Annotated in this window: 24 protein-coding genes; 6 read left to right on the top strand and 18 right to left on the bottom strand. The window is 70.2% G+C overall.

Annotation, left to right across the window (positions count from 1 at the left end; genetic code table 11):
* Positions 1–13: 13 nt before the first annotated feature.
* The 5 genes from ACIBVQ_RS26445 to ACIBVQ_RS26425 all read right to left on the bottom strand — a co-directional run bounded on the left by ACIBVQ_RS26445 (position 14) and on the right by ACIBVQ_RS26425 (position 3,486).
* Complete coding sequence (locus tag ACIBVQ_RS26445; protein ID WP_362782530.1) at positions 14–427, bottom strand: lasso peptide biosynthesis B2 protein; 414 nt, start codon at positions 425–427, stop codon at positions 14–16.
* A gap of 139 nt (positions 428–566) precedes the next feature.
* Positions 567–839, bottom strand: coding sequence for a PqqD family peptide modification chaperone (locus ACIBVQ_RS26440; protein WP_390049243.1), 273 nt, complete (start codon positions 837–839; stop codon positions 567–569).
* Positions 836–2,599, bottom strand: coding sequence for an asparagine synthase-related protein (locus tag ACIBVQ_RS26435; RefSeq protein WP_399180671.1), 1,764 nt, complete (start codon positions 2,597–2,599; stop codon positions 836–838). Before ACIBVQ_RS26435 ends, ACIBVQ_RS26440 begins: the two co-directional genes overlap by 4 nt.
* Before the next feature lie 160 nt (positions 2,600–2,759).
* Positions 2,760–2,891 carry a lasso RiPP family leader peptide-containing protein gene (locus ACIBVQ_RS26430; protein WP_352012936.1) on the bottom strand — a complete coding sequence of 44 codons (132 nt, stop codon included), beginning with the start codon at positions 2,889–2,891 and terminating at the stop codon, positions 2,760–2,762.
* A gap of 445 nt (positions 2,892–3,336) precedes the next feature.
* Entirely contained in the window at positions 3,337–3,486 is a 150-nt protein-coding gene (locus ACIBVQ_RS26425; RefSeq protein ID WP_386191038.1) for a hypothetical protein, read from the bottom strand.
* Between the two features lie 29 nt (positions 3,487–3,515).
* Here ACIBVQ_RS26425 and ACIBVQ_RS26420 point away from each other — a divergent pair, with 29 nt between their 5' ends.
* Positions 3,516–4,193 carry a hypothetical protein gene (locus ACIBVQ_RS26420; RefSeq protein ID WP_352012935.1) on the top strand — a complete coding sequence of 226 codons (678 nt, stop codon included), beginning with the start codon at positions 3,516–3,518 and terminating at the stop codon, positions 4,191–4,193.
* 6 nt (positions 4,194–4,199) lie between these two features.
* Here the strand turns inward: ACIBVQ_RS26420 and ACIBVQ_RS26415 are convergent, their stop codons facing one another.
* The 5 genes from ACIBVQ_RS26415 to ACIBVQ_RS26395 all read right to left on the bottom strand — a co-directional run bounded on the left by ACIBVQ_RS26415 (position 4,200) and on the right by ACIBVQ_RS26395 (position 8,824).
* Positions 4,200–4,925: an ABC transporter permease gene (locus ACIBVQ_RS26415; protein ID WP_399180668.1), complete on the bottom strand. Its 726-nt coding sequence runs from the start codon at positions 4,923–4,925 to the stop codon at positions 4,200–4,202.
* Between the two features lie 139 nt (positions 4,926–5,064).
* The gene (locus tag ACIBVQ_RS26410) at positions 5,065–5,865 is read right to left on the bottom strand and encodes an ABC transporter permease (protein ID WP_352012933.1); all 801 of its coding nucleotides are present in this window, start codon (positions 5,863–5,865) and stop codon (positions 5,065–5,067) included.
* Positions 5,862–6,569, bottom strand: coding sequence for an ABC transporter ATP-binding protein (locus tag ACIBVQ_RS26405; protein ID WP_399180665.1), 708 nt, complete (start codon positions 6,567–6,569; stop codon positions 5,862–5,864). Before ACIBVQ_RS26405 ends, ACIBVQ_RS26410 begins: the two co-directional genes overlap by 4 nt.
* Positions 6,570–6,690: 121 nt before the next feature.
* On the bottom strand, positions 6,691–7,353 hold the full coding sequence (locus tag ACIBVQ_RS26400; RefSeq protein ID WP_352012931.1) for a response regulator transcription factor: 663 nt from the start codon (positions 7,351–7,353) through the stop codon (positions 6,691–6,693).
* Positions 7,343–8,824 carry a sensor histidine kinase gene (locus ACIBVQ_RS26395; RefSeq protein WP_399180663.1) on the bottom strand — a complete coding sequence of 494 codons (1,482 nt, stop codon included), beginning with the start codon at positions 8,822–8,824 and terminating at the stop codon, positions 7,343–7,345. The genes ACIBVQ_RS26400 and ACIBVQ_RS26395 overlap by 11 nt, the downstream gene beginning before the upstream one ends.
* Positions 8,825–8,906: 82 nt before the next feature.
* On the opposite strand from ACIBVQ_RS26395, the gene ACIBVQ_RS26390 reads away from it, so the two are divergent.
* Complete coding sequence (locus tag ACIBVQ_RS26390) at positions 8,907–9,815, top strand: hypothetical protein (protein ID WP_399180661.1); 909 nt, start codon at positions 8,907–8,909, stop codon at positions 9,813–9,815.
* A gap of 10 nt (positions 9,816–9,825) precedes the next feature.
* On the opposite strand, the gene ACIBVQ_RS26385 is transcribed toward ACIBVQ_RS26390, so the two are convergent.
* The gene (locus tag ACIBVQ_RS26385) at positions 9,826–10,689 is read right to left on the bottom strand and encodes an SDR family oxidoreductase (protein WP_399180659.1); all 864 of its coding nucleotides are present in this window, start codon (positions 10,687–10,689) and stop codon (positions 9,826–9,828) included.
* A gap of 136 nt (positions 10,690–10,825) precedes the next feature.
* Here ACIBVQ_RS26385 and ACIBVQ_RS26380 point away from each other — a divergent pair, with 136 nt between their 5' ends.
* Positions 10,826–11,221, top strand: a complete 396-nt coding sequence (locus tag ACIBVQ_RS26380) for a ChaB family protein (RefSeq protein ID WP_352012927.1) — start codon at positions 10,826–10,828, stop codon at positions 11,219–11,221.
* Positions 11,222–11,411: 190 nt separating this feature from the next.
* Here the strand turns inward: ACIBVQ_RS26380 and ACIBVQ_RS26375 are convergent, their stop codons facing one another.
* The gene (locus tag ACIBVQ_RS26375) at positions 11,412–11,846 is read right to left on the bottom strand and encodes a hypothetical protein (protein ID WP_399180657.1); all 435 of its coding nucleotides are present in this window, start codon (positions 11,844–11,846) and stop codon (positions 11,412–11,414) included.
* A gap of 84 nt (positions 11,847–11,930) precedes the next feature.
* On the opposite strand from ACIBVQ_RS26375, the gene ACIBVQ_RS26370 reads away from it, so the two are divergent.
* From ACIBVQ_RS26370 to ACIBVQ_RS26360, 3 genes are all read left to right on the top strand, one after another.
* Positions 11,931–12,122, top strand: coding sequence for a hypothetical protein (locus ACIBVQ_RS26370; RefSeq protein ID WP_399180655.1), 192 nt, complete (start codon positions 11,931–11,933; stop codon positions 12,120–12,122).
* Positions 12,123–12,334: 212 nt separating this feature from the next.
* Positions 12,335–13,732: an RNA-guided endonuclease InsQ/TnpB family protein gene (locus ACIBVQ_RS26365; protein WP_399180653.1), complete on the top strand. Its 1,398-nt coding sequence runs from the start codon at positions 12,335–12,337 to the stop codon at positions 13,730–13,732.
* Between the two features lie 58 nt (positions 13,733–13,790).
* Positions 13,791–15,140 (top strand): hypothetical protein, encoded by a 1,350-nt coding sequence (locus ACIBVQ_RS26360; RefSeq protein ID WP_399180651.1) that lies wholly within the window; start codon positions 13,791–13,793, stop codon positions 15,138–15,140.
* A gap of 247 nt (positions 15,141–15,387) precedes the next feature.
* Here ACIBVQ_RS26360 and ACIBVQ_RS26355 read toward each other — a convergent pair whose 3' ends face one another.
* The 6 genes from ACIBVQ_RS26355 to ACIBVQ_RS26330 form a co-directional block, all read right to left on the bottom strand.
* The gene (locus ACIBVQ_RS26355) at positions 15,388–17,091 is read right to left on the bottom strand and encodes a tetratricopeptide repeat protein (RefSeq protein ID WP_399180649.1); all 1,704 of its coding nucleotides are present in this window, start codon (positions 17,089–17,091) and stop codon (positions 15,388–15,390) included.
* 273 nt (positions 17,092–17,364) lie between these two features.
* Positions 17,365–17,556: a hypothetical protein gene (locus ACIBVQ_RS26350; RefSeq protein ID WP_399180647.1), complete on the bottom strand. Its 192-nt coding sequence runs from the start codon at positions 17,554–17,556 to the stop codon at positions 17,365–17,367.
* Between the two features lie 350 nt (positions 17,557–17,906).
* Positions 17,907–19,364 (bottom strand): MDR family MFS transporter, encoded by a 1,458-nt coding sequence (locus ACIBVQ_RS26345; RefSeq protein WP_352012918.1) that lies wholly within the window; start codon positions 19,362–19,364, stop codon positions 17,907–17,909.
* A gap of 670 nt (positions 19,365–20,034) precedes the next feature.
* Positions 20,035–21,306, bottom strand: a complete 1,272-nt coding sequence (locus ACIBVQ_RS26340; RefSeq protein WP_399180645.1) for a glycerate kinase — start codon at positions 21,304–21,306, stop codon at positions 20,035–20,037.
* Positions 21,307–21,604: 298 nt separating this feature from the next.
* On the bottom strand, positions 21,605–22,561 hold the full coding sequence (locus ACIBVQ_RS26335; RefSeq protein WP_399180643.1) for a fumarylacetoacetate hydrolase family protein: 957 nt from the start codon (positions 22,559–22,561) through the stop codon (positions 21,605–21,607).
* An 8-nt stretch (positions 22,562–22,569) separates the two neighbouring features.
* Complete coding sequence (locus ACIBVQ_RS26330) at positions 22,570–23,448, bottom strand: 3-keto-5-aminohexanoate cleavage protein (RefSeq protein WP_399180641.1); 879 nt, start codon at positions 23,446–23,448, stop codon at positions 22,570–22,572.
* Positions 23,449–23,455: the final 7 nt, after the last annotated feature.

Below are 23,455 nucleotides of genomic sequence, written 5' to 3'. Positions count from 1 at the left end.
GAAATTGTGGGGGTCAGCGGTGGGGGACCGACATGACGGCGTGGAAGTGCGCCACCACCTCGGGTTCTCCAATCGGCACTCCGTCCACCTCGACCCAGGCGTGCGCGACGAAGGGATCGGGCCGGAAGCCGGTCTTCCACGCGGGCGGCGCGCCGTACAGGCGGCCGAGCAGCATGACCGCGACCGAGCGTTGCAGGCAGCCCTCGCCCGCGCAGCGGCGGCTGACGCTGTTGACCGCGTCACGCCAGGCGAGCACGTCCGCCGCCACGGGTGGCCGGGTGCCCCTGACCAGCAGGTTCAGCACGCGGCGCAGCAGGTGCGGGGAGAGCCTGGACAGCGGCAGGGCGAGCGCCGCTGCGGTCCTGGCGGCGACGGCGGGCCTGCGGCGCAGCCGTACCCGGCGCTGCGGCATGATCGGCGCGCTCACGACGACCACCCCGCCGGCAGGCCGCTCATCCTGAGCGAACCCGTCAAGAAGCCGTTCGTCGCGAGCGATCCCGCCGACAGGCCTTCCATGGCGGGCGATCCCGTCGGCGGGCTCGGGAAGGGCTCCTTCGGCAGGCCGTTCACGACAGCTTCCCCTCGATGAGCTTGGCGCGGCGCAGTTCGTCGACCAGGGCCAGGTGGTCGGAGCGGACCCGCTCGGCGTCGGCCCCGGTCTCCCTGGCGATCTGGCCGACCAGGTCGTCGAGGGCGCGGCCCCGGCCGAGTTCCTCGACCATCGTGATCGCCGTCTGGTTGAGGTGCCAGTAGACGCCGCGTCTGGTGTCGAGGATGACCTTGCCGTCCTCGACCTCGACGATCGACAGGCCCTGCCTGAGGTGAACCACGGTCGTCACTCCCCCTGTCCCACGGAGCGCAGCCAGCGCTCAGCGATCACGATGTTGTCCAGGTCGGTGTAGGCGGTCCCGCTCGTGGTGTACCGCTCGGCCAGGCGCAGGACGCGTTCGGCGGAGACCAGGCCCAGGTCCTCAAGGGCGGAGCCGTCGGCGAAGAGCCTTCGCAGCACCGGTTTGACCGCCTGGTGCTGGGCGAACACCTCGGCGGTGTAGTCGCCCTTGTCCGGCCTGGTGAAGTAGTCGAGCGCCATCGCCGGGGGCCTGGCCGCCGCGAGCAGCGGTTTGGCCGGGTACTGGTGGCTGCGCGCGCCGACGCCGAGCGCCAGGGCGGCCTCGACGACGCGCCGGTCGAGATACGGGCTGTCGAAGGTGATCCCGCCCGGGGTCGCGGCCTGGTTCATCCGCCGTACGACGTTGCCGTGCACCACGAGGTAGTCGAGGATCTGGTTGACCGTACGGTCCTCGGAGAAGGCTCCCCGTTCCCCGAGCACCGCGTCGGCGGCCAGTCGTCGCAGGTGTTCACGGGCGGTCTCGGTCAGCGCCGGGTGCACCTTCGGCAGCGGCACCCAGCGGGAGTAGGCGGCCACCCCCTCGTCACGGACGTCGAAGTCGTGCCGGGCGATCCTGCGCAGGTCGTCCAGGTAGGAGCCCCGCTCGGCGAGCATCCGGACGGTCTGGCCGAGCGGGTGCCGGTTGAGCACCCGGAACCGCCACGTACGGCGGTAGCGCCCCTTCTCCCGCGAGTGGAACAGCGACCAGAGCATCGTGGAGACCGAGCCGAACAGGGCGTCGCCCGCGTGACCGTTGAGGTGCAGCGTGGTCCCGGTCTCCTTCATGACCTCCTCGATCATGGAGACCGAGGCCAGCGCGGCGTTGGCGATGCCCGGCCCCTCCGGCGCCGTGGCCACCGTGCCCGTCCGCTCGTCCAGCAGGTGCGGGATGACCGAGCCGTACGGCACGCTGTGGTGGTCGACGCCCAGCTCCGCGGCGGCGCGGCCCGCCCATCGGTGGTCGTTGTTGGCGACGTTGGCCGAGGCGAGGAAGAGCGTGTGCGGCTTGAGGCCGAGGTCGGCGAGGAAGAAGCAGAGCGTCGTGGAGTCGAGGCCGCCGGACAGGTCGGCGCTGATCTCCTGGTGTCCCGCCGTTCTGAGGCGTAGCGCCTCGGTGACGGCCCCGCGCAGCTCCTCCGCGAGGTCGTCGACGGAGCGGCCGGGGTGGGGCGGTCGCCACCACACCGTGCGGGCGGGGGCGCGGTCGTTCCAGGAGTCGAGCCACTCGCCGGGGCCGGTGACGTGCACGCCCTCCCAGACGCTCCTGAGTCCGTAGGCGTGTGTGATCTCCGCGTCGGTGAGCCTGCTCGCCAGGACGGCCGGGTCGGGGCGCAGCCGGGCCAGGGTCCTGAGCGTGTGCTGGTCGTCGGAGATCAGGGGCACCCCGTCGACCATGGCCCAGCACAGGGCGCGGGTGAGCAGGAGCGGGCCCTGCGAGCGCATGCGCGTGTTCTCTCTGGCGAAGAGCAGGAGGTCGCCCTCGACGAGCCGCTCGGCGACCGAATCGAGTTCCCTGACCGTTTTCCTGTCGCCGACGAGCCGGGCAAGATCGCTTTCTGTGAATGCCGCTCCGCTGTTTCCCAGGAGAATGACGTCGATATCCCTGTTTCCCGCCCGCACGATCCCACGGCCGTCGCCGCCGATGATCCACGGGAATCCCGATGGATGTCGGAACAGGATCTCTCCCGCGTGCTCGACGATCTCGTTCACGAGTGCGGGACGCAAAGGGATGTCTGGCAGGACTACCACGGGCATGGCGAAATTCCCGGCCTTTTCATCGTGTTCCGCGTCGATGGGAATTGGGTAGGGTTGGACGGGCACGGAGCAGGTGTCTGCTGCTCCGTGCCCGCGCTCAGCCGTCCCTCGCGGGTTACGCCGGCGGGTGGATCACGATCAGCGCGCGGAAGCCGAGGATGTCGTGCTCACGGGCGCTGCCGAGGCTCTTGGTGACGTCCTCGAACGATCCGATCCGGGTCAGCGTGGGCGCGGTGTAGTCACTCACGGTGTACTCCTCTCTCATGTGGGTCGTTGGTGCGTCGGCACCGGCCGGTGCCCACACAGAAAGCTAAGCCGCCCGTCCGCCCGGGGTAATCTCGGCGATCCGAGAAGTCGTCCGGTTGCCGTTGGGGAAAATCATTGATACACGCGCGCGTGCCGACCGATTAGTGATCTGGTTCACTGTCACACGTGACCGCAATGACTCTCCGTAGTCAATGCGAACGGATATGGAGTTCTCCCAGCTTCCGGCGCGTCCGAGAACACCCATTAACAGTGCGTCCCGATCAGCCGCTTCACCCCTGCGGCCACCCTTGTAGCCATGAGCGCACATGTCTTACATTAAGGGTGATTTTCGGCTGCCTGATGGTGAATTCTCCGGCCGTTCGCCCGTTTTCAGGCTGGCATAAAACTACAAAAAGGACGCTGCGATCTGTCCAGGCCGGACGACATCATCGGGAGGTGACGATTCTCGCTTCGCACAGCAGCCGGCCGGTCGGCGTCGCCACCGCGTCGGCTCCTCCGTAGGCCTGCCCGAGGACACCGACGAGACGATCCGAGGAGCGGCGTACGGCCACACCCCAGAGTTTCTTGATCAGCACGGGGAGCCATGAAGAACAACGGGGAAGCGATGAACAAGAAGATCACGATCCAGGGCCCCGCCGAGATCGGTGAGACGGCCACCCAGATCAGCCTGACCGCCGGGCAGTCCGCCACGATCGGAGCCTGTCGCTGCGGGCACTGCAGGGTCGACCTGCGCATCGACACCGACGAACTGCCACCGGCGATCGGCCGCGTCACCGCCCACACCGGATTCTGGTCGCTGAGCAACCTGTCCGGCGAGGCACCGATGACCGTGACGAACATGGACGACTGGTACCAGTACCTTGTGGTCGAACCCGGACGCCGCGACGTGCCCGTCCCGTTCGAACTGGCGCAGATCGAGCTGGCCCCCTCACCCAACGCCCCCAAGGTGGCCGTCTTCGGCTACGAGCCGCAGTACACCTCCCAGGACCGTCTGGTGATGTGCCAGTCGCCGCCACCGCGTCCGCTGCTCGACCGCCGTTCAACCTATTTCTCCGTCCTGTCCGAACTCTGTCGCGACAGGCTGAACGGCACCATGGACGCGAGCCTGCCCACCTCCGTGGAGATCGCCGACAAGCTGCGCACCCGCTACCGGTCCATCAGCCCGCGTGCCGTCGACGCCCACATCAAGTACGTCAGCGAGAAGCTGCGGCTCCCCAAGGGAGCGGGCCGGGACGCGCTCGTCGCCGTGGTCATCCGGGCGAACCTGCTGCACCAGTCGTGACACCCCTCAGCTGTCCCGCCGTACGGTGACCACCCAGGCGGCGCCGACGAACACCACGGCCCAGGCCAGGAGCACCCCGAAACCGGCGGGGCGGCTGAGCGCCAGCACCGGGCTCGTGGGGGTGCCGAGGAAGCTCAGCGTCGCCTCGTGCGGCAACAGCCGTACGAGGCCGGGCAGCAGGCCCGCGAGCATCGGGGAGACCAGGATCGGCAGGATGAACAGTACGGCCAGCGGGGTGACGACCGTCCTGGCCAGAACCGCGAAACCACACCCGAGAAGGCCGAGCAGCAGATAGGCCGCCACCTCGGCGGGCAGGCCGTCCACCGCCTGCCGTACGAGAAGACCGGGGAGCAGCACGGCCGTCGCCGCCACGACGGCCGTCCCCGCGCCGGCCAGGAGCTTGGCCAGGAAGAACCGGTTGCGGTCGGGCGTCGCGATGAGGCTGACCCGCAACTGCCCGCCGTACTCCCTGCCCGCGGCGAAGACCGGGACGGCGACGAAGGCGTAGACCGGCGCCAGCATCACGGTGCCGAGCTGGGCGATGGCGACCGGTCCGCCCTGGGAGGCGACGCGCACGGTGTCGGAGGCCGCGAGCAGGCCCAGCAGCGTGTTGGCCACCAGGGTGACGGCCAGCGCGATCCAGGTCGCGGGCAGGGTGCGGATCTTGGTGAACTCGGCGCGCACCAGGTCGGCCAGCCCGATCGCCTCCCGCCGTTCGGAGAGGCCGGTCATCGCGCGTTCTCCTCGTCACGGGGGAGCCGCGTTTCCTCTCCGGTGCGCGGGAGTCGCGCGGGGACGTCGCCTCGTGGGGGCCGCCCGTTCCCCTCGCCTCGTGGGAGTCGCGTGTGCTCCCCGTCGCGTGGCAGGTTCGTCATCGCGCGTCCCTCCTGGCGAGCAGGAAGGCGGCCACGACCGTGGTCACCAAAGGCCAGGCGACCAGCACCACCATGGCGTGTCCCGGCCCCGCGGAGAGCGTGTTCTCCACCGGGTTGAGCAGCAGGTTGCGGCCCGCGCTGAGCGGGAACAGCGCGTCGAGGGCCGGGGAGAACACGGCCAGGAGCTGCGTCATGGTGACCGCGATCAGCCCGACGGTGACCGCGACACCCGTGAGGGTGCTGCGGGCGATCACCGTGATCGCGAAGCTGATCAGGCCGGTCAGCACCGCGAAGGCGACGAACTTCCCCTGCCCGATCCAGGCTCCCGGGCTCACCAGCAGGCCCGGATTCCAGTCCCTGACCGCGGCGTACATGAACGCCGTGCTGACCCCGGCGACGACCACGGCCACGAACAGCAGGTAGACGGTGGCCGCGACGGTCTTGGCGACAATCAGCCGCCCCCGGCGCGGCACCGCGAGCAGCGTCTGCCCGAGCTGCGGGGTACGGAACTCCTGTCCGGCGATGACCGCCCCGAGGCCGGGCAGGAACAGCCCCATCTGGAACGACGACGCCACCAGGAAGTCGACGATCGCCCGGTTGGCGGGCTGCGGGTCGTCGGCGAACAGCTCGATCATGCCGTCCGGGGTGATGGCGCGCACCGCCTCGATGTTGATCCCCACGTTCGCGTAGGAGACCAGCAGGTGCAGGGCGAGGATCACACCGGTGACGATCCACACCGTGCGCAGGGTGACGATCTTCGTCAGTTCGGCCCTGGTCGCTGCGAACACGGCGCTCACCACCCCACCTGGCCGCCGGTGAGCGCGAAGAAGGCCGTCTCCAGCGACGCGTGCCCCTTGGTGATCTCCTCGATCGAGCCGCACGCGACGATCCTTCCCTGGGCGATGACGACCGCCTCGTCCGCCGTCTCGGCCATCTCCGCCATCAGGTGGCTGGACAACAGCACGGTACGGCCGGAGGCCGCGAACTCCCGCAGGAAGGTGCGCACCCAGCGGATGCCGTCCGGATCGAGCCCGTTGACCGGTTCGTCGAGCACCAGGATCTCCGGGTCACCGAGCAACGCCGCGGCGATGCCGAGGCGCTGCCCCATGCCGAGGGAGTACTTCTTGACCCGCTGCTTGGCCGCGTCGCCGAGGCCGACCAGGTCGAGCACCTCCCGTACCCGGCTCCGGGGGATGCGGTTGCTCTGCGCGATCCACGTGAGATGGTCGATCGCGCGACGCTCGGGCACCGGCCCCGCCCCGTCGAGCAGCGCCCCGACCTTGCGCAACGGATGGCTCAGGTCGCGGTACGGCCTGCCGTCGATCAGCGCGGTGCCGCTCGTCGGGTGGTCGAGACCGAGCAGCACCCGCAACGTGGTGGACTTGCCCGCGCCGTTCGGGCCGAGGAAGCCGGTCACCGTGCCCGGCCGTACGGTGAAGCTGACGTCGTCGACCGCCGTCTTCGCGCCGTAGCGCTTGCTGAGCCGTGAAACCTCGATCATCGCCCGCCTCGCGTCGCCTGGGATCCGGACGTCCAGCGTGCTCCCCGTCACCCCGACCCCGCGTCACCCGAAAGTGGACATCCACCGACCACCCCGACCCGTGGTGTTCGAGAGCGGACGGTTACCGGGGTTCGCGCAGCAGTCCCGCCTCGTGGGCGAGCACCGCCAGGTGCGTACGGTCGTTGACCCCCAGCTTGGCGAACATCCGGCGAAGGTAGGTGCGGACCGTCTCCAGGCTCAGGAACAGCTCGTCGGCGATCTGCTGGTTGGAACGGCCCCTGGCGACCAGCCGGATGACCTGCAGTTCCCGTTCGGACAGGACGTGCTCGGCGAAGGGGTGCCGTTCGACGGGCCGCTCGGGCGCGAACCGGTCGAGCAACCGCGCTGTCACCTCGGGGGCGAGCATGGCGTTGCCCTCGTGGACCGTACGGACGGCCCGCAGGATCTCCGCCGGGGAGGCGTTCTTCAGCAGGAAGCCCGAGGCCCCGACCGTGAGGGCCCGGTGCACGTACTCGTCCAGGTCGAAGGTGGTCAGCATGACGACCCTGGTGGTCGTGTCGGCCACGATGCGCCGCGCGGCCTCGATCCCGTCGGTTCCCGGCATCTGCACGTCGAGCAACGCCACATCCGGTCGCAGCGCGGTGACCAGTCTGGCCGCCTCAAGCCCGTCGGCCGCCTCCCCGGCGAACCGGAAGCCCGCCGTACGCTCGAACAGCTTCCGGTAGGCCCCACGCATGCCCGCGTCGTCGTCGGCCAGGAAGACCGACACCACCTCAGCGGACATCATCACCTCCCTCGAAACCCCGCCCCTGAACACCGGCCTGGCCCTGCCTCTGAACACCGGCCTGACTTCTCCCCTGGGCCGAGACCCGGTCTTGTTCCTGAGCCGTGACCTGGCTTTGCCCCGGAGCACCAGTCCGGCCTTGGCCCTGAACGTCGTCCTCGCCTCGCTCCTGAACACCGTTCTGGCTTTGTCCCTGAACGCCGGCCTGGTTTCTTCTCTGAGTCGTGGCCTGGCCCTGGTCGTTGAGGGGCAGTCTGGCCTCGACCGCGAATCCGCCCTCCGGCCGGGTGCCCCAGGTCACCGTCCCACCGGCCAGGCGGACCCGTTCACGCATACCCCGCAGCCCGACCCCCGCACCGGCGGACCGGGCCGCGTCCCGGCCTGCGAGCGCCCCGCCGTCGGCGACCCTGACCACCAGGGCGTCGCGCTCCCGGTGCAGGTCAACGACGCATTTCGCTCCTGGAGCATGCCGTACCACGTTGCCCAGCGCCTCCTGAACAACCCTGAACGCCACCGCCCCCACCACGTCCCCGACCTTCCCGGCCGTCTCCGGACCGATTCCCGGACCGAGCCCCGCGTCGCCCTCCGTACCGCCCTTCCGGTTGGGCCCCGCGTCAAGTTTCCCGCCCGTCTCCGTACCGCCCTCCCGGGTGGGCCTCCGGTTGGGCCCCGTGCCGGTCACCAGGCCGAGTTCCCGGCTGATCCGTGTCTCGACGTCGATTCCGGCGGCGCGGGTCGCGGTGATGACCGCCGCGATGCCGTCGAGGCCCGGCCCCGGGCCGCCGTCCGGGTCGCGGAGCGTCCGCACCAGGGCCTGCACGTCCTCAAGCGCCCGGCGTGTGTGGGTCTCCACCTCCGCCAGGGTCTCGCGCAGCTCGGCCTCCCCGACGTCGGGGAGGCTCAGGACGACCCCGGACTGCGCCAGCGTCACCCCCAGCGCGTGCCCGACCACGTCGTGGACGTCACGCGCCACCTCAAGCTGCACGCGCATCCGTTCCGTCTCCCGCGCGGACTCGATCTGCCTGCCGGTGGTCGTGCCGAACAGCCACGACGCGCTGAGCGCGGCCACCGCGATGACCACCCGTTCCCCGAGGCCGCGAGCGGCCCCCTCGGGAACGGCGACGACCAGCGCCAGCGCCGCGAACATGGCCGCCAGCATCACGACCGCCACCCGCGTACGGCGCGCCCGCTCGACCGCGAGCGGATACAGGCACCAGGCCGCGGCCAGCATCGGGTCCTGGCAGACCCCCAGGGCACCGCCAACGACGGTCGCGGCCCCCGCGGTGACCGTAGCGGCGAACGGCAGCCGCCCACGCAGGACCATCGCCCCCGCGGTCACCACCGCCAGCACCGCTCCCACGGCGACGTACGGCCAGGCGACTGCCTGAGCCGTCGGCAACGCCCAGAACATCCCGACAACGGCGACCGCCGCGACGACGTCCGCCCCAACCCCCCGCCCCCAACTCCGCACCCCAGCACCGTAGGCGACGGACTCCCGGGACGGCCACTACGCTGAAGATCACTAATCCCGTCGACGCCGAGAGGACGTACCGATGCCGGAACTCGCGGTGGCATCGCGCCTCTACGCCGTCCTGGCCGCCTCGGGGCCGGTGGTCCTGACGGCCTTCGGCATCGGCGGAGGCGACCTCCCCTGGTTCTGTTCCTCGGAGAGCCCCTACCTGCCGGAGGGTCCGTACGCGCTGGGGAGCGTCCCCGCGGAGGCACTGTTCCTCGGGGTCCTGCTACTGCCGGTCGTCGTCGCCGGCCTCGTCTCGTACGGCTCGCGCAGGGCCGTGCTCTCCGCCGCCCTCGTGACCGGCGCCGTCCTCGTTCTCGGCCTTCTCGTCTCCGGCCCCGACCCGTGCACCGGCCAGATCCGTACGGCCTCCCCTTGGCCTCTGCTCGTCTGTTACCCGCTGGCCGTCGGGGCCCTGCTCCTGGCGGCCCGGCATCCCCTGCCCACCAGGCGGTACGGCTTCGCCCCGTGGGCGGCCGTCCTCCCCGCCGCGTGGGGCGCGTTGCGCGACCGGCCCGTCTCCGCGTTCGACGAACGCTCGTTCACCGTCTTCTTCGACCTGGCGCCGGGGTCTTCGAGAGACGTTCCCCAGTGGCTCTGCGCCGCTCTCCAGTGGTTCACCCAGGCCGACAGGATCGGCCTGCCGGTCACCCTCGTCGCCCTGGCCGCGGTCGCGCACGCCACCGGCCTGTCACGATGGATCGGCGCCACGGTCGCGGCGGTCCTTCTCCTCTTCCCGGTCCTCGGCGTCTTCCTGCTCGACGAGCTCCTCCTCGTACGGTCGCACCTGCTGTTCGCCGCCCTCCTCGTCGTCTGGACCGCCCGGCCCGCCCGGTTGGAGGTCGGGCCCGGGTCCCTCGCCAGGATGCGGACCGTCGCCGCGACGGCCGTGGTCGTCCTCTGCGCCCTCTGGCTGGTCGTCTCCTCCTACGTTCCGACCCGATGACCTCGAAGGATCAGCCGGGGAGGGTCTCGCCGCCGATCGGGGCCAGGATTTCGCCCGTGTAGTAGGACGACAGGCGGTCGGAGGCGAAGAAGACGTAGGACGGGGCGATCTCGTCGGGGTCGGCGGCCCGTTCCATGGGCGCCTGCTCGCCGAACTTGCCCACCTTCTCCGGTGGCATGGTGGCCGGGATGAGCGGTGTCCACACCGGCCCCGGGGCCACCGCGTTGACCCGGATGCGGCGTTCGAGCAGGTTCTGCGCCATCGAGTAGGTGAAGGCGTTGATCGCGCCCTTGGTCGCGGCGTAGTCGATCAGGGTCTTGTTGCCGCGCAGGCCGTTGATCGAGGAGGTGTTGACGATGGCCGACCCCTCGCCCATGTGCCGCAGCGCCGCCCTGGTGACCCGGAAGTAGCTGTGGATGTTGACGGCGAAGGTGTACTCCCACTGTTCGTCGTCCAGCTCGTCGAGCGAGTCGACCGGTTGCTGGTAGGCGACGTTGTTGACGAGCACGTCGAGCCCGCCGAGTTCGCCCACCGTACGGTCCACCACGTCGGCGCAGTGGGCGGCCTGGGAGAGGTCTCCCGGCAGCAGTACGCACCGCCGTCCGGCCTCCTCGACCAGCTTGCGGGTGTGCTCGGCGTCCTCGTGCTCGGACAGGTAGGCGATCGCGACGTCCGCTCCCTCCTTCGCGAACGCCACGGCGACGGCCCTGCCGATTCCCGAGTCACCCCCGGTGATCAGTGTCCGCCGGTCCCTGAGCAGGCCACGGCCCTCGTAGTCGCGCATCTCGTCCCGGGGAGCGGGGGTCATGTCGCCGCTGCTGCCCGGGTACGGCTGCTGCTGTTCTGGTGGTGTCTGGCGTGGTTCATCAGGCATTTCCCCCACGTGCCCCACCCCCTGATCGGCTAACAGGACATAACTGTTGATTTCACAATTGAATGATGTTTCGGGATGGATTGAGGGGTATGGCCCGGATGAGGCCAACATCCGACCCGGAGAAGAGGTGACGATCATGCCCGTCCGTCAGGAACTACCCGAGACACTCAAACGCTCTCCCAAGAAGGCCCAGGAGACGTGGATCAAGGCCCACGACTCCGCGGTCAAGGAGTACGGCGAGGGGGAACGCGCCCACCGGACGGCCAACGCCGCCCTCAAGCACTCCTTCGAGAAGATCGGCGACCACTGGGAGCCCAAGAGCAGGAAAGGCCCCTCCGACAGGCAGGCGGCCCGGCACACTCCCAAGCGCGGGAAGACCGCCGAAGGCGTCGACGCCAACTCCTCCAAGCAGCATCTGTACGACGTGGCCAGGCGGCTGGACGTGCCGGGAAGGTCGTCCATGACCAAGACCGAACTCGTCGACGCGATCAAGAAGGCCAACCGCAGGGCGTCCGCCAAGGCGCGCTCCTGACACACGGGGCGGCGGGAGGGGCGACCAGCCTTCCCACAAGGGACGACCCGACCGCGAGGGGCGCCTCCGGGAGAATCCGGCCGCCGCGACGACCGGCTCCAGGAGAGCCCGGATCGCCCGCGAAGGCCGGCTCCCATGAGAACCGAGTCCCGTGAGGGTCGGTTCCCGTGAGGGTCAGCACCCGTGAGGATCAGCTCACCCCTCCCACGACCGCCCCGCCCTCCCGTGCCGCCGCCGTGTAGAACGGGCCGAGGCCCGCGAACCCGTTCTGCCCGGCGGCGGCGAAACCCCATCCCTCACCGGCCAGGCCTCGCGCGACCTCCGCCACCCGCTCCGGATCGAGGGCGAACGGCGGGCCGTACCCGAACGTGTGGCCTTGCAGGTCGTGTTCACCGTCCGCGCCGGTCGCCGCCGCGAGCCAGGGGTAGTGCCGTCCCCATCGCGCGTCCCTGTGCTCGGCCTCGGCCCTGCCCTCCGCGATGTCGCCGAGGGCCAGGTAGTCGTCCGTGAACACGTCCTCCTCCCGGGAGTGCCCCGAGAAGATCTCCCCCGCCAGATCGGGCCTCGCCCGTACGGCCCGCAGCACCTCGGGGTCGATCCTCACCAGCGTCAACCGCATGGACACCGCGTCCGCCTTCCGCCGTACCGAGCCGGACGACCATGATCGCAGGCCCGATTTCTCACGTGTCCGTCCTTTAAGGTGCCGGGTATGACCGGCTGCTCCCATCTGGAGGGCCTGTTGGTCACGGGTCCGGCGCGGGGCCGGATGTGGGCCAACAGCATCATGAGCGACGAGGGGTTCCAGCCGTTGTTCGACGACGGCGCGCCCCTCGGGTTCGCCCGCTGGTATCTCCGCTGGCTTGAGGAGGCCGAGGCCCAGGTGCTGCCCAGTGCCCGCTGATACACCGATATTTCTGGATATATGGATTACCTGATCGATCCGAAAGGAGGCGGTGTGCGCTAATCGCCGATGTGATCGGCCGTCACCGGTGTACCGTCCTGCTGACCGCTCTCGTTGAAGGGCGCAAGCCCTGTCCTTCAGGGCGGGGTAAGCCCGGAACCGCCCCGCTCGTCCTGCCGTTCGGCCCATCACGTGTAGGGGACGAGGACGGCTTGGATTTCGCCGTACTTCTCCACGATGGTGTGCTCCCCGGCCAGGTGCGCCGCTCCGACGCGATGGCCGAGGTCGTCTCGGAGTTCCCGAACGTTCATACGCTCAATCATGATCTCGCAGAGTGTCATTGGATGGCTTGGATGTTCCGCGGAGGAAGGTGTTTCATGCTGTCCGGCCGCAGGTATCGGATCGAGTTCACCCCGGCACAGACCGCGTTCGCCGAACAGATCGGCGGTATCTGCCGGTCGGTGTGGAACACCGGTCTACAGCAGCGCCGGGAGTATCGGCGGCGCGGCGCGTTCATCGGGTACGCCGAGCAGTGCAGGCAACTCGCCGACGCCAAACGGGATTTCGGCTGGATGTCGGATGCGCCGTCCCACGTGCTCCAGCAGACGCTCAAGGATCTGGACCAGGCGGTCAAAACCCACGGGGCCTGGAAGGTCCGGTGGCGGTCGCACCGCAGGTGGTCACCGTCCTTCCGGTTCCCCGACGCCAAGCAGATCGTCGTGGAACGGATCGGCCGCCGGTGGGGCCGGGTGAAACTGCCGAAGTTCGGCTGGGTCCGATTCCGCTGGTCGCGTCCACTCGGCGGTGTCCTGCGCTCCGCCACGATCACCCGCGACGGCGGGAACTGGTTCGTGTCGTTCCTCGTCGAGGACGGCAAGACCACCCCTGAGACGCATCCCGGCCCGGCTGTGGGGATCGATCGGGGAGTGGTGGTCGCCGCGACCACGAGCGACGGGACGTTCCACGACCGGCCGTTCATCACCAGCGGCGAGACGCAACGGTACCGCCGCCTCCAGCAGCAGCTCGCCCGCACCCGTAAGGGCGGTAATCGGCGTAAGCGCGTGGTGGCCGAACTGGGCGCGGTCATGCGGCGGGTCCGGTCCCGCCACGCGGACTTCAACGCCCAGCTCGCCGCGACGCTCACCGTCCGGTACGGCACCCTCGTGCTGGAAGACCTCAACACGAGGAACATGACGGCCAGCGCGAAGGGCACCGTCGAACGACCCGGTTCGCGGGTCGCTCAGAAGTCCGGCCTCAACAAGGCGATCTTGGATAAGGGCTGGTACGGGCTGGAATTCGCGGTTAACAACGCGGTCCGGCACACCGGCAGCAAGGTGATCAAGGTCCCGGCGGCGTACACGTCTCAAACGTGCTCGGCTTGCGGGGTGGTGGATGCGGCATCGCGTGAGAGCCAAGCGCGGTTCGCCTGCACCTCCTGCGGTCATGTCGAGCATGCCGACATGAACGCCGCCAAGAACATCAAGGCCGCCGGGCAGGCGGTCTCAGGACGTGGAGACCTCGCCATCAGGCGGTCTGTGAAGCGTCAACCGCCCCGGCCACGAGCGCGGCGGCATGCCACGTCAGCGGCACGGGGAATCCCGGTCCTTTAGGGCCGGGAGGAAGCCAATCCACATGCGCGTACCACTACCGTTACGGCGAGGAGATCAGGTGAACGGCACGCGAATGCGACTGGCCGACGTCGCGCAGCTCGACCCCGACATCACTCCCGAGGGGTTACGGGAGCGGTACGGCGACGACCCCGACACCATCAGCCTCCTGGCGGTGGCCGAGGCCACCCTCAACCGGGTTCCCGCCGGGTTGAGCCGTTGGCTGTCCTCCGCCGAGACCTGCGACGTCTGGGAGGACGTGCTGATCCGGCAGGAGGGGCTCCACCAACTGTCGTGGTGGAACAGCGTGATCGGGTCCGGTTTCGACGACCCGGCCACGCGGCGCGCGGAACGGCGGCTGGCCCGCATCCGCCAGCGCGGCGTCGAGGCGCGTCTCACCGTCGAGGCGCACGCCGGGCTGACGACCGACCGGGCGGCGGCGTCGGCGGTCGCGGCGCTCGTCGCGGCCCATCGGGAGGAGGCCGACTCGCTGCTCCGTCCGGGCGGGGCCGGCGACGGCCTGCCTCCGGAGGTGGCCAGGATGCTGGCGATGGGCACGACCGCCTTCCGTGAGCTGGTCGGCAACGACATCAAGGACAGCGGGGTGTGCCACCCGCTCCGCCATCCGGCGCTGCTGTCCCGCTGGTACGAGGCCCTGGTGGCGATCGGCACGATGGCGTTCACCGAGATCGGCCTTGAGGTGACGCCCGTGCGGGTGCGCAACCTCTTCGCCGTCCCGGACCCGCACCTCATCCAGGCCCGTCACGACGCGTCCCGCGAGAAGTGGGCGTCCAAGCTCACCTTCCTCACCCATGTCCGGGCCGCGCTGGTCGAGCAGGACCGGCGAAGCCGCCGGGCCGAGGCACCGGTCCACCGCCACCTCGTCGAGCGGTATCCCGTCCAGTACGCCGAACTCGTCCAGCAGGCGCGGCAGGACCCGCGCAACCACCGCCCCGCGCACCGGCCTCCCCACCCGACCGTGTTCGACGACCACGCCGGCATCCTGCGGGAACACGGCTGGGACGTGCGCTGGATCTTCGACGGGCACCGTGTTTGGCTCGACGCCTGGCCGATCGGCGAACGGACCGGGAGGCCGTCGCTGCCCGCCTGGCGGACCGGGGGACGGCTGATCGCCACCGCCGTCCGCAACCGCAACACCGGCAGGTCGGCCTGGCGCTGGAGCACCCCGACCTACGTCTTCTACGGCCGGGGCCAGGGTCGTTACACGCTGCTGACCGGGGCCGACGCCCTGTGCCATCTCGCCGAGACCAACCCGCGCGCCACGCCACGGCGCTTCTTCAAGGCCATGGTGCCGCCGGTGCGCGAGCATCTTGAGGCGCACGTGCCGCCGGACGGGCACCGCTGGCGGCGGCCGTTCCCCGAGTGCTTCCCGGCGCTCCACTACCGCTGAACACCGCGCACCACCACTGGGTTCCGCACACCACCGCCGGGTACCGCGTACCACCGCTGGGTGCCGCGCGACGCGCCTTCTCCTCGCGCCGCGCGGCCGTACCCGAACCGCCCTGTCCTACCAGTTGCGGCTGCAGCCGTTGCGGGTGCACCAGACCTCGTGGACGACGTCGCCGTCCACGATCAGGTCGGCGTAGACGCGCCGCACACCGCCGGCGACGGTTGAACGAGGCCTCGGGGCCATCCCGTCATGCGCGACGGCAGCGGGCCAGTTCCGCGCGCAGGTCACGGCGCAGCGCCCGGTCGAGGCCCGGCTGGGTGAGGGCGTCGGCGAAGTCCCGCGCGGCCTCCTCAAGTCTGCCGAGCCGTACCAGCGCCTTCCCTCGGTTGTAGCGGGGCACCGGTGCCGCCGACAGCGCGACCGCCCGGTCCAGGTCGGTCACCGCGGCGGCCACGTCACCGCGTTCGAACCGTACGGCGGCCCGGTTCGTCCACGCCTCGACGAGTTCGGAGTCCCCGGCCAGGGCCCGGGTGAGGAGGTCGTCCGCCTCGGTGAGGTCGCCGCGCTCCGCGCGGATCAGCCCGAGGGTGCACAGCAGCGCGGGGTCCTCCGGGGCCGGTTCGAGCCCGGCCTGCGCCTCGGCCTCGGCCTCGTCGAGCGCGCCGCGCTCCACCAGCAGGTTGACCAGGGCGATCCTGGCGTCCAGGTGTCCCGGCTCGATGGCGAGCACGCGTTCCAGGTCGGCGCGGGCCCGTGCCGTACGGCCCCGCTCCTGCTGGAGCACGGCCCGGTTGTAGTACGCCTCGGGCAGGTGCGGCCCCAGGCGGATCGCGGTGCCGTAGTCCTCGATCGCGGCCCTGGACCGTCCCGCCGCGCGGTACAGGGCGGCCCGGTCCACGTAGTACTCGCAGTTGTCCGGGTCGTGGGCGATCACGGTGTCGAGGTCGACCAGGGCCCGGTCCCGGTCTCCCATGGCCAGGTGCACCTGGGCCCGGTTGTGGCGCAGCCTGGCCAGGTCCTGTGGACGCTCTCCCGGCCCGAGCACCGCCGCCAGCCGGGCCAGACCGTTGTCGATCAGCCGCAGCGCGCGGGCGTGCTCGCCGTCCCTGGCGTCCAGCAGGGCGAGTCCCTGCTCGTAGAAGACGGTGGACAGTGTCCGCTGACGTGGGTCGTCCAGCTTGGTGGCGAGGTCGAGTGCCCGTTCCAGCCAGTGTCTGGCCCGCCCCGGGTCCTGCTCGGCCGTGGGCAGGTGCCTGGCGTACAGCATGGCGGTGGAGTAGGCGGCCGACGTGGTGATCTTCGGGTCGTCGGTGACGGCACGCGCCTCGTGGTAGAGGTCGAGTGCCTCCTCGGCCTGCTCAAGTGCGGCCAGGGCGGTGGCCAGGCCGGTGGTGAACGCCCACCAGTGCCGCAGGTCGCCGTCCGGGGTAACCGTCGCGCGCCCGCGCCGGGCGGTCCTGGCCGCGTGGTGGTAGAAACCGCGGGCCAGGCTGTCGCCGAGGGCCCTGCGCGTCTCCTCGGGGGTCGGCTCAGCCGCCGCCCGCCGGGGGGCGCCGCCGTCCCGCAGGTCCAGGCGCAGCGTGGACGGCTCCGCGCGGACCAGCGCGTCCAGCAGTTCGCGGGTGGTCTCGTCGGCGTCGCCGACGTGGTCGAACCGTACGGTGACCGGGTTCTTGAGCGTGTCCGCCCAGGCCGTGACGAACTCCGCCGCGCCGTAGGCCAGGCAGGCGGTGCGCCGGGCGGGGTGGAAGCGGATCGGCTCCTCCTCGGCGGCGGGACGCGCCGTACGGTCGAGCCAGGGGGCGATCGCGTGCAGCTCGACCCGGTGGCGGGCCGCCAGGCGGGGCCGTTCCGCGGCGACCTGGGTGAGGAAGGAGGCGACCCCGGCGTACGGCCCGCCGTCGCGGTGGCAGTCGTAGCCGTCCTCGTGGGTCTCAGAGGGGCCGGTCACAGTCGGGCCGGTCACAACCGGGCCGGTCGCCGCAGGGGCGGGCACCCGGGGGCGCCCGCCGTACCGGCAACTACCAGCACCACTCGAACCAGAGACGGCGAGCGCCGGACAGCAGGCGCAGCGCGCCCTTGCGACGGACGGTCATCTTCCTCATGGACACCTCCGGAGATCCACTTCGAACTGCCCAGAGCATAATCCGACCCAACCGAAATATGTGGACCCCTCATGATTGGTCGCTTATCGTCAGATCTGGGCGTTATATGACAATTGGCGCTACCGCAGACTGAGGGCGAGGCCGTCGAGGTCGGCGATGACGACCGAGGCCCTGGTGATGATCTCGTAGTCGAGAAGGTGCTCACGGGCACGCTGCGGCTCCGAGACGCGTGCCCAGATCGCCGATGGCGAAGGCAAATCCATGTGACCGTCCGGCCTGTCGATCCGTCCGGAGACCGCGGACGCGTTCATCCCGATGATCTTCGCTGTCCAACGGTTTCGTGCCCACCGACGGCATGCCCGGGTGGCTGCGGCTCGTCGCGGAGTGGAACCCGGTCAGCGCGCTCGTCGCCGCCTGTCGCAACCTGTTCGGCGATCCGGGAGCCTCCGTACCGCAGGACGCCTGGCCCCTACAGCATCCGGTCGCGGCCGTCCTGTTGTGGTCGGTCGCGATCCTTGTCGTCTTCGTCCCCCGGCGACCCGCCGGTATCAGCGGATCGGGAGGCAGACGCCAACGGCTCCGGGGTTCGCCGCTCGATGACGGCGAACCCCCGAAGAGCCACGGCGACGGTCTTCTTAGACGGTCTTCCCAGGCGGTTTTCTTAGACGTGGGCCGCCTGGTGCTCCGTCGTGGTGGCGGCCCTGGCCGGCAGCATCAGGGCGGTGATGACCACGATCACGGAAAGCGCCGCGCTGACGATGAAGGCCGTGCGCATGCCACCGAGGTTGGCGAGCGCGTCGCTGGCGCCCGTCGCCTTCAGGGCCTCGGCCCGCACGCTCATCAGGGTGACCACGAGCGCGGTGCCGATGGCGGCCGAGACCTGCTGCAGCGTGCTCAGGATCGAGCTGCCGTGGGAGTAGAGCGAGGCCGGAACCGACCCGAGCCCGAGGGTGAACACCGGGGTGAAGGTCGCGGCCAGGCTCACCATCAGCAGCGCGTGCAGGCCGAGCAGCAGCCAGAACGGCATGGTCATCGTGACCTGGGTGAACCCGACGAGCGCGACCGCGATGCCGATCGCACCGGGGACGATCAGCACCCGGGCGCCGAAGCGGTCGAACAGCCGACCCACGGTCGGGCCGAGCAGCCCCATCGCCAGACCACCCGGCATCACGAGAAGCCCGGTCTGCAGGGCGGTGAGCCCACGGACGTTCTGCAGGTACAGCGGGAGCAGGATCATCGAGCCGATCATCGCCAGGAAGGCCACCGCCATCATGATCAACGCGATCGTGTAGGTGCGGTGGCGCAGGGTGCGCAGGTCCATCAGCGGCGTGCCGCGCTTCTGCAGGCGCAGCTGGCGCCAGACGAAGACGGAGATGGCCACCAGGCCGGCCACCACGAACCCGACGGCGGTACGGGTGTCGCCGCTCTCGAACCCGCTGAGCCCGTAGACCAGGCTGCCGAAGCCCGCCGCGGCGGTCAGCACGCTCAGCCAGTCGACGGTGCTGAACTTGGGCTCGCCGACGTTCTGGAGCTGCCTCAGCCCACCCCACATGATCAGTGCGGCGATGGGGAACACCACGGCGAACAGCAGCCGCCAGGAGCCGAACTGGAGGATCACCCCCGAGACCGTGGGACCCATCGCGGGCGCGACCGAGATGGCCAGGGTGACGTTGCCCATCACCCGGCCCCGGTTGCCTTCGGGCACGACCTGCATCAGCGTGGTCATCAGCAGCGGCATCATCACCGCCGTCCCGGAGGCCTGGATGATGCGGGCACCCAGCAGCACCTCGAAGGTCGGTGCGACGGTGGCCAGGGCCGTACCGATCAGGAACAGGCCCATCGCGGCGGTGTAGGCCGTGCGGGTGGACACCCGCTGCAGGAACCAGCCGGTGATCGGGATGACGGCGGCCATGGTCAACATGAAGGCCGTCGAGAGCCACTGCGCGGTCTGCGCGGTGATGTTCATCGCGCTCATCAGCCGCGGGATCGCGTTGATCATGATCGTCTCGTTGAGGATGACCACGAACGTGGCGAGCACCAACAGCCGGATCACGGCAGGGGTGCGCACCTTGGTGACGGTCACGGGCTTGACTGGTGAGTCGAGCTGTGTGCTGGGCACGGAACCTCAATCGGGTTGTCGGACAGGACGTCGTTGCTGGCGTTCCAGCCGTGAGACACACGAAAGTGTGTTCGTACAAAGACTGACGGGTGCCACCGACAAAACTCATCGCTCACGCTCAACATTCCGCCATCTGACGCGAAATGTCACCCGATTTTCACCACCGATGGGGGCTCCCAGAGCCCTGCACAGCCCCCCGAAACCACCTACGAGCTGGGCGAATGCCACTCAGTGACCAAGTTCGGACATCACAGGCCGGAACATCCTTCTATCCCCCGAATGACACTTCCCCAAACGGCGCCTCCCCCGAGTGGCCGTCAGGTGTCAGGACACGCCACCCCGGTACGGCGAAGCCGGAGGCCCTTCGACAGAGGCCCCCACGTGCCCCGGCATGGCCGAACTCGTGGAGGCGGTGGGACCGAGGCCCCCACGTGTCTCCGCGTGCCCCGACGTGGCCGAACTCGTGAAAGGCGGTGACGACGGCCCCGCGTGCCCCCGTGTACCCGACGTGTTCCCGCGTGTCCGTGACCGGCTCCACGGCGGGAACCGGAGGCCACGGCGCCCGGTCCGGCCGGGTCACGCCGCCGCGGCCCTTTCAGGGTCACCTTCCGATACCGGTTCGTCCCTCGGCGTCAACGACGACGGACGGGGAGATCGTCCGGTGACCGTCTCAGGGGGTGACGAACCTGGTGGCGATCCGGGTGGTGAGGCGTTCGAGGAGGGGGCCCGCCTCGGTCATGCATCGTCGTACGTCGGGTTCGATGTCGGTCAGCGCGTAGGCGGCCTCGATACCGGCCGCCCGCAGCTCCGCTTCGCTCACCGAACGCCGGCCGCAGACCGCCACGACCGGCACGCCGTGCCTGGCGGCCGCCGCCGCGACGCCCACGGGGGCCTTGCCGCGCAGGGTCTGCTCGTCGATCGAGCCCTCACCGGTGATCACCAGCCGGGCGCCCCTCACGTGCCGGTCGAAGTCCACCAGGTCAAGCAGGTAGCCGATGCCGGGCCGGATCTCCGCGTCGAGGAAGGCCAGCGCGCCGAACCCCACCCCACCCGCCGCCCCCGCCCCAGGCCTGCTCGCCACACCCGTCACGCGTACGGCCCCGCCGGGAACAGCCACACCCGTCGCATGTACGGCGCCGCCGGGGATGGCCATGTCCGGCGCGTGTACGGCGCTGCCGGGGCTAGCCGTGTCCGGCACGGACGCGACGCCGCCGGACTCGGTGACGGCTACCAGCCTGGTCAGGCCGGCCTCAAGGACGGCCACGTCCTCGGGGGTGGCGCCCTTCTGCGGGCCGTACACGGTCGCGGCGCCGTACGGTCCGAGCAGTGGGTTGTCCACGTCGCTCGCCACGACGACCTCGAAGCCGCGCAGTCTGCCCGAGGTGTCGATCGTGCGCAGGTCGCGCAGCGCGGCGCCGCCCGGCGGCAGGTCGTTCCCTGCCGCGTCCAGCAGCCGCACGCCGAGCGCCTGGAGCATGCCCGCGCCGCCGTCGGTGCAGGCGCTGCCGCCAAGGCCGAGCACGATCCGCCGCGCGCCGTGCCGTACGGCGTGGGCGATGAGTTCGCCGGCGCCCCGGCTCGTGGCGGTCAGCGGCGCCGGGTCACCGGGCAGTTTCCGCAGGCCGGAGGCCTCGGCCAGCTCGACGACCGCGACCCGGCCGTCCCGTTCGTCGCGTACGGCGTAGGCCGCCGGGATCCGCGCGCCGACCGGTCCGGTCACCTCCGTCTCGACCCGGGTGAACCCGCTCGCGACCACCGCCTCCACGGTGCCGTCACCACCGTCGGCGACCGGGAGCCGGACCACGGCCACCCGCCCCTGAGCGGCGGCGCGCAGTCCGGCGGCCACGTGGGCGGCCACCTCGGGAGAGGTCAGCGACCCACGGAACTTGTCCGGCGCGACGATGATCCGTCCCGCCGTGAGTCCCGCTGTGAGCCCTGTCATGCCGTGTCCCTCCCCGATGTACCTCCCGATACTCCGTCCAGGCCGGCCAGACTCCAGCGAGCCGACGACGGACCGATGGCGAACCGACCGGCCCGGTTCCGGCGCACCGGCGATGGACCGGCCGTCCCGACTTCGGCTAACCGACGGGTCGACCAGCCGACTCCGGTGAACCGGTCAAGGTCGGCCGCTCCGACTCCGGCAAACCGATGACGGACCGACCAGCCCGACTTCGGCGAACCGGTGACAGGCCGGCCGCCCTTCCTGGAGGACTTCCCTGGAGGGCGGCCGGTCGGTCATCTCATATGACGCGTACTTGGTTGGCGACCTCGCCGACGCCCTCCACGGTCACCGTCACCACGTCGCCGTCCCCGACCACCAGCGGGGGCGTGCGCGCGAAACCCACACCCGGCGGGGTACCCGTCAGGATCAGGTCCCCCGGTTCGAGCGTCAGGTAGCGGGAGACGTAGGAGACGATCTCCGCGACGGAGAAGATCATCTTCTCCGTCGAGCCGTCCTGGACGACCTGGTCGTTGAGCCGGGTGACGATGCGCAGCGCCTGGGGGTCCTCGACGTCCTCGGCGAGCGTCACGACCGGTCCGACCGGGCAGAACCCGTCGGCGGACTTGCCGCGCAGCCACTGGCCGTCGGAGAACTGGGCGTCCCTGGCCGACAGGTCGTTGGCCGCGACGTAGCCGAGGACGTGGTCGAGCGCCTCGTCCAGGGCGACGTCCCTGGCCCGGCGCCCGATCACGACGCCCAGTTCGCCCTCGTAGTCGAGTTGGCCGGACAGGTCCTCCGGCACCTCGACGACGGCGCCGGAGGCCCGCAGCGCGTTGGGGAACTTCGCGAACAGCAGCGGCCTGGCTGGAGGCTCGACGCCCGACTCCTCCGCGTGGTCACGGTAGTTGAGCCCGACGCACACGATCTTCGAGGGGTTCACGACCGGGGCGAGGAGTTCGAGGTCACCGACCGCGACCGGCTCACCGTCGGCGCGCCACGCGCCGGTGTGCAGCGCCTCCCTCAGCACGTCGGCCGCCGGGTGGTCGGACTCGGTCGCGAGGACCGTCGCCTTCTCCGACTCGATCCTGACGAGCACGACCCGGCCGTCGCCGAGCCGGGCACGCGCCAGACCCCGTACGGCACGCACCGGCTCCGGTGCGGTACCACCGCGCACCGGGTCCTGTGCCGTGCCGCTTTGCACCGGGTCCTGTGCCGTACCGCTTTGCACCGGGTCCTGTGCGGTACCGCCACTCATCAGGCCGGTCACCTGCTCACCCCGGCGATGCGCCTGGCCTCTTCGACGTTCGCGATCGGGCGGCCGATCTGCTGGGCCATGGTGACCGCGACCTCGACCAGTTCGGCGTTGCTGCGCGAGGCCTCACCGTTGGGCAGGTAGGGGTTGTCCTCCCAGCCGACGCGGACGTGACCGCCGAGCGCGATGGCCAGCGGCAGCAGCTGCCACTGCGCGACCGGGTCCATGACGCTGATGTTCCAGTTCGTGTTCGAGGGGAGGTGGTTGACCATGTACATGAGCGCGTCCGGGGTCGGCGGCGTCCACGCGCCACCCTGCCAGCCGAAGAACAGGGTCGCCCAGGCCTTCTCCTTCAGCAGGCCCTGCCGCCGGACGTACTCCAGGTTCCAGAACGCGCCGGTGTAGAAGCACTCGATCTCCGGCTTCACACCGTTGGCCTCGGCCGCGGTGACGAACTCGACGAGTTCGTCCCTCGGGTGCAGGGAGTACATCTCGTTGGCGGGGTAGGCCGGGTCGGGCTGGAAGTACTCGTCGTGCACGTTGAACGCGTAGGACATCATGTCGGGCTTGAGCGACATGAGTTCCACCTTCTCGGGCAGCCGGGCGCTGGCGATGCCGAACTGCATGATCGGATCGGTGCCCACGGTCCGGATCTTCTCGGTGAGATCCCGCCAACCGTCGAAGTCGATCTTGGAAAGCTTCTTGCCGTCTTCCTGGATGGCGTCCTCCAGGTAGTGGACACCGTGGTGGTGGCACAGTGTCGCGCCCGCGTTCACCGAGTCGATGTACTCCTGGCCGACCTTGTCGGTGTCCTCGATGGCCGGCATGCCCTTGTAGCCGGGATAGGACATCGTGCTGTCGACCGTGACGGTGATGACGAGCGGGTCCATGGGGGTT

This window comes from Streptosporangium sp. NPDC049376 (assembly GCF_044466505.1).
Classification (GTDB): Bacteria; Actinomycetota; Actinomycetes; order Streptosporangiales; family Streptosporangiaceae; genus Streptosporangium.
Note: the sequence above shows the minus strand (reverse complement) of the source record. Positions and strands in the feature narration are given on the sequence as shown.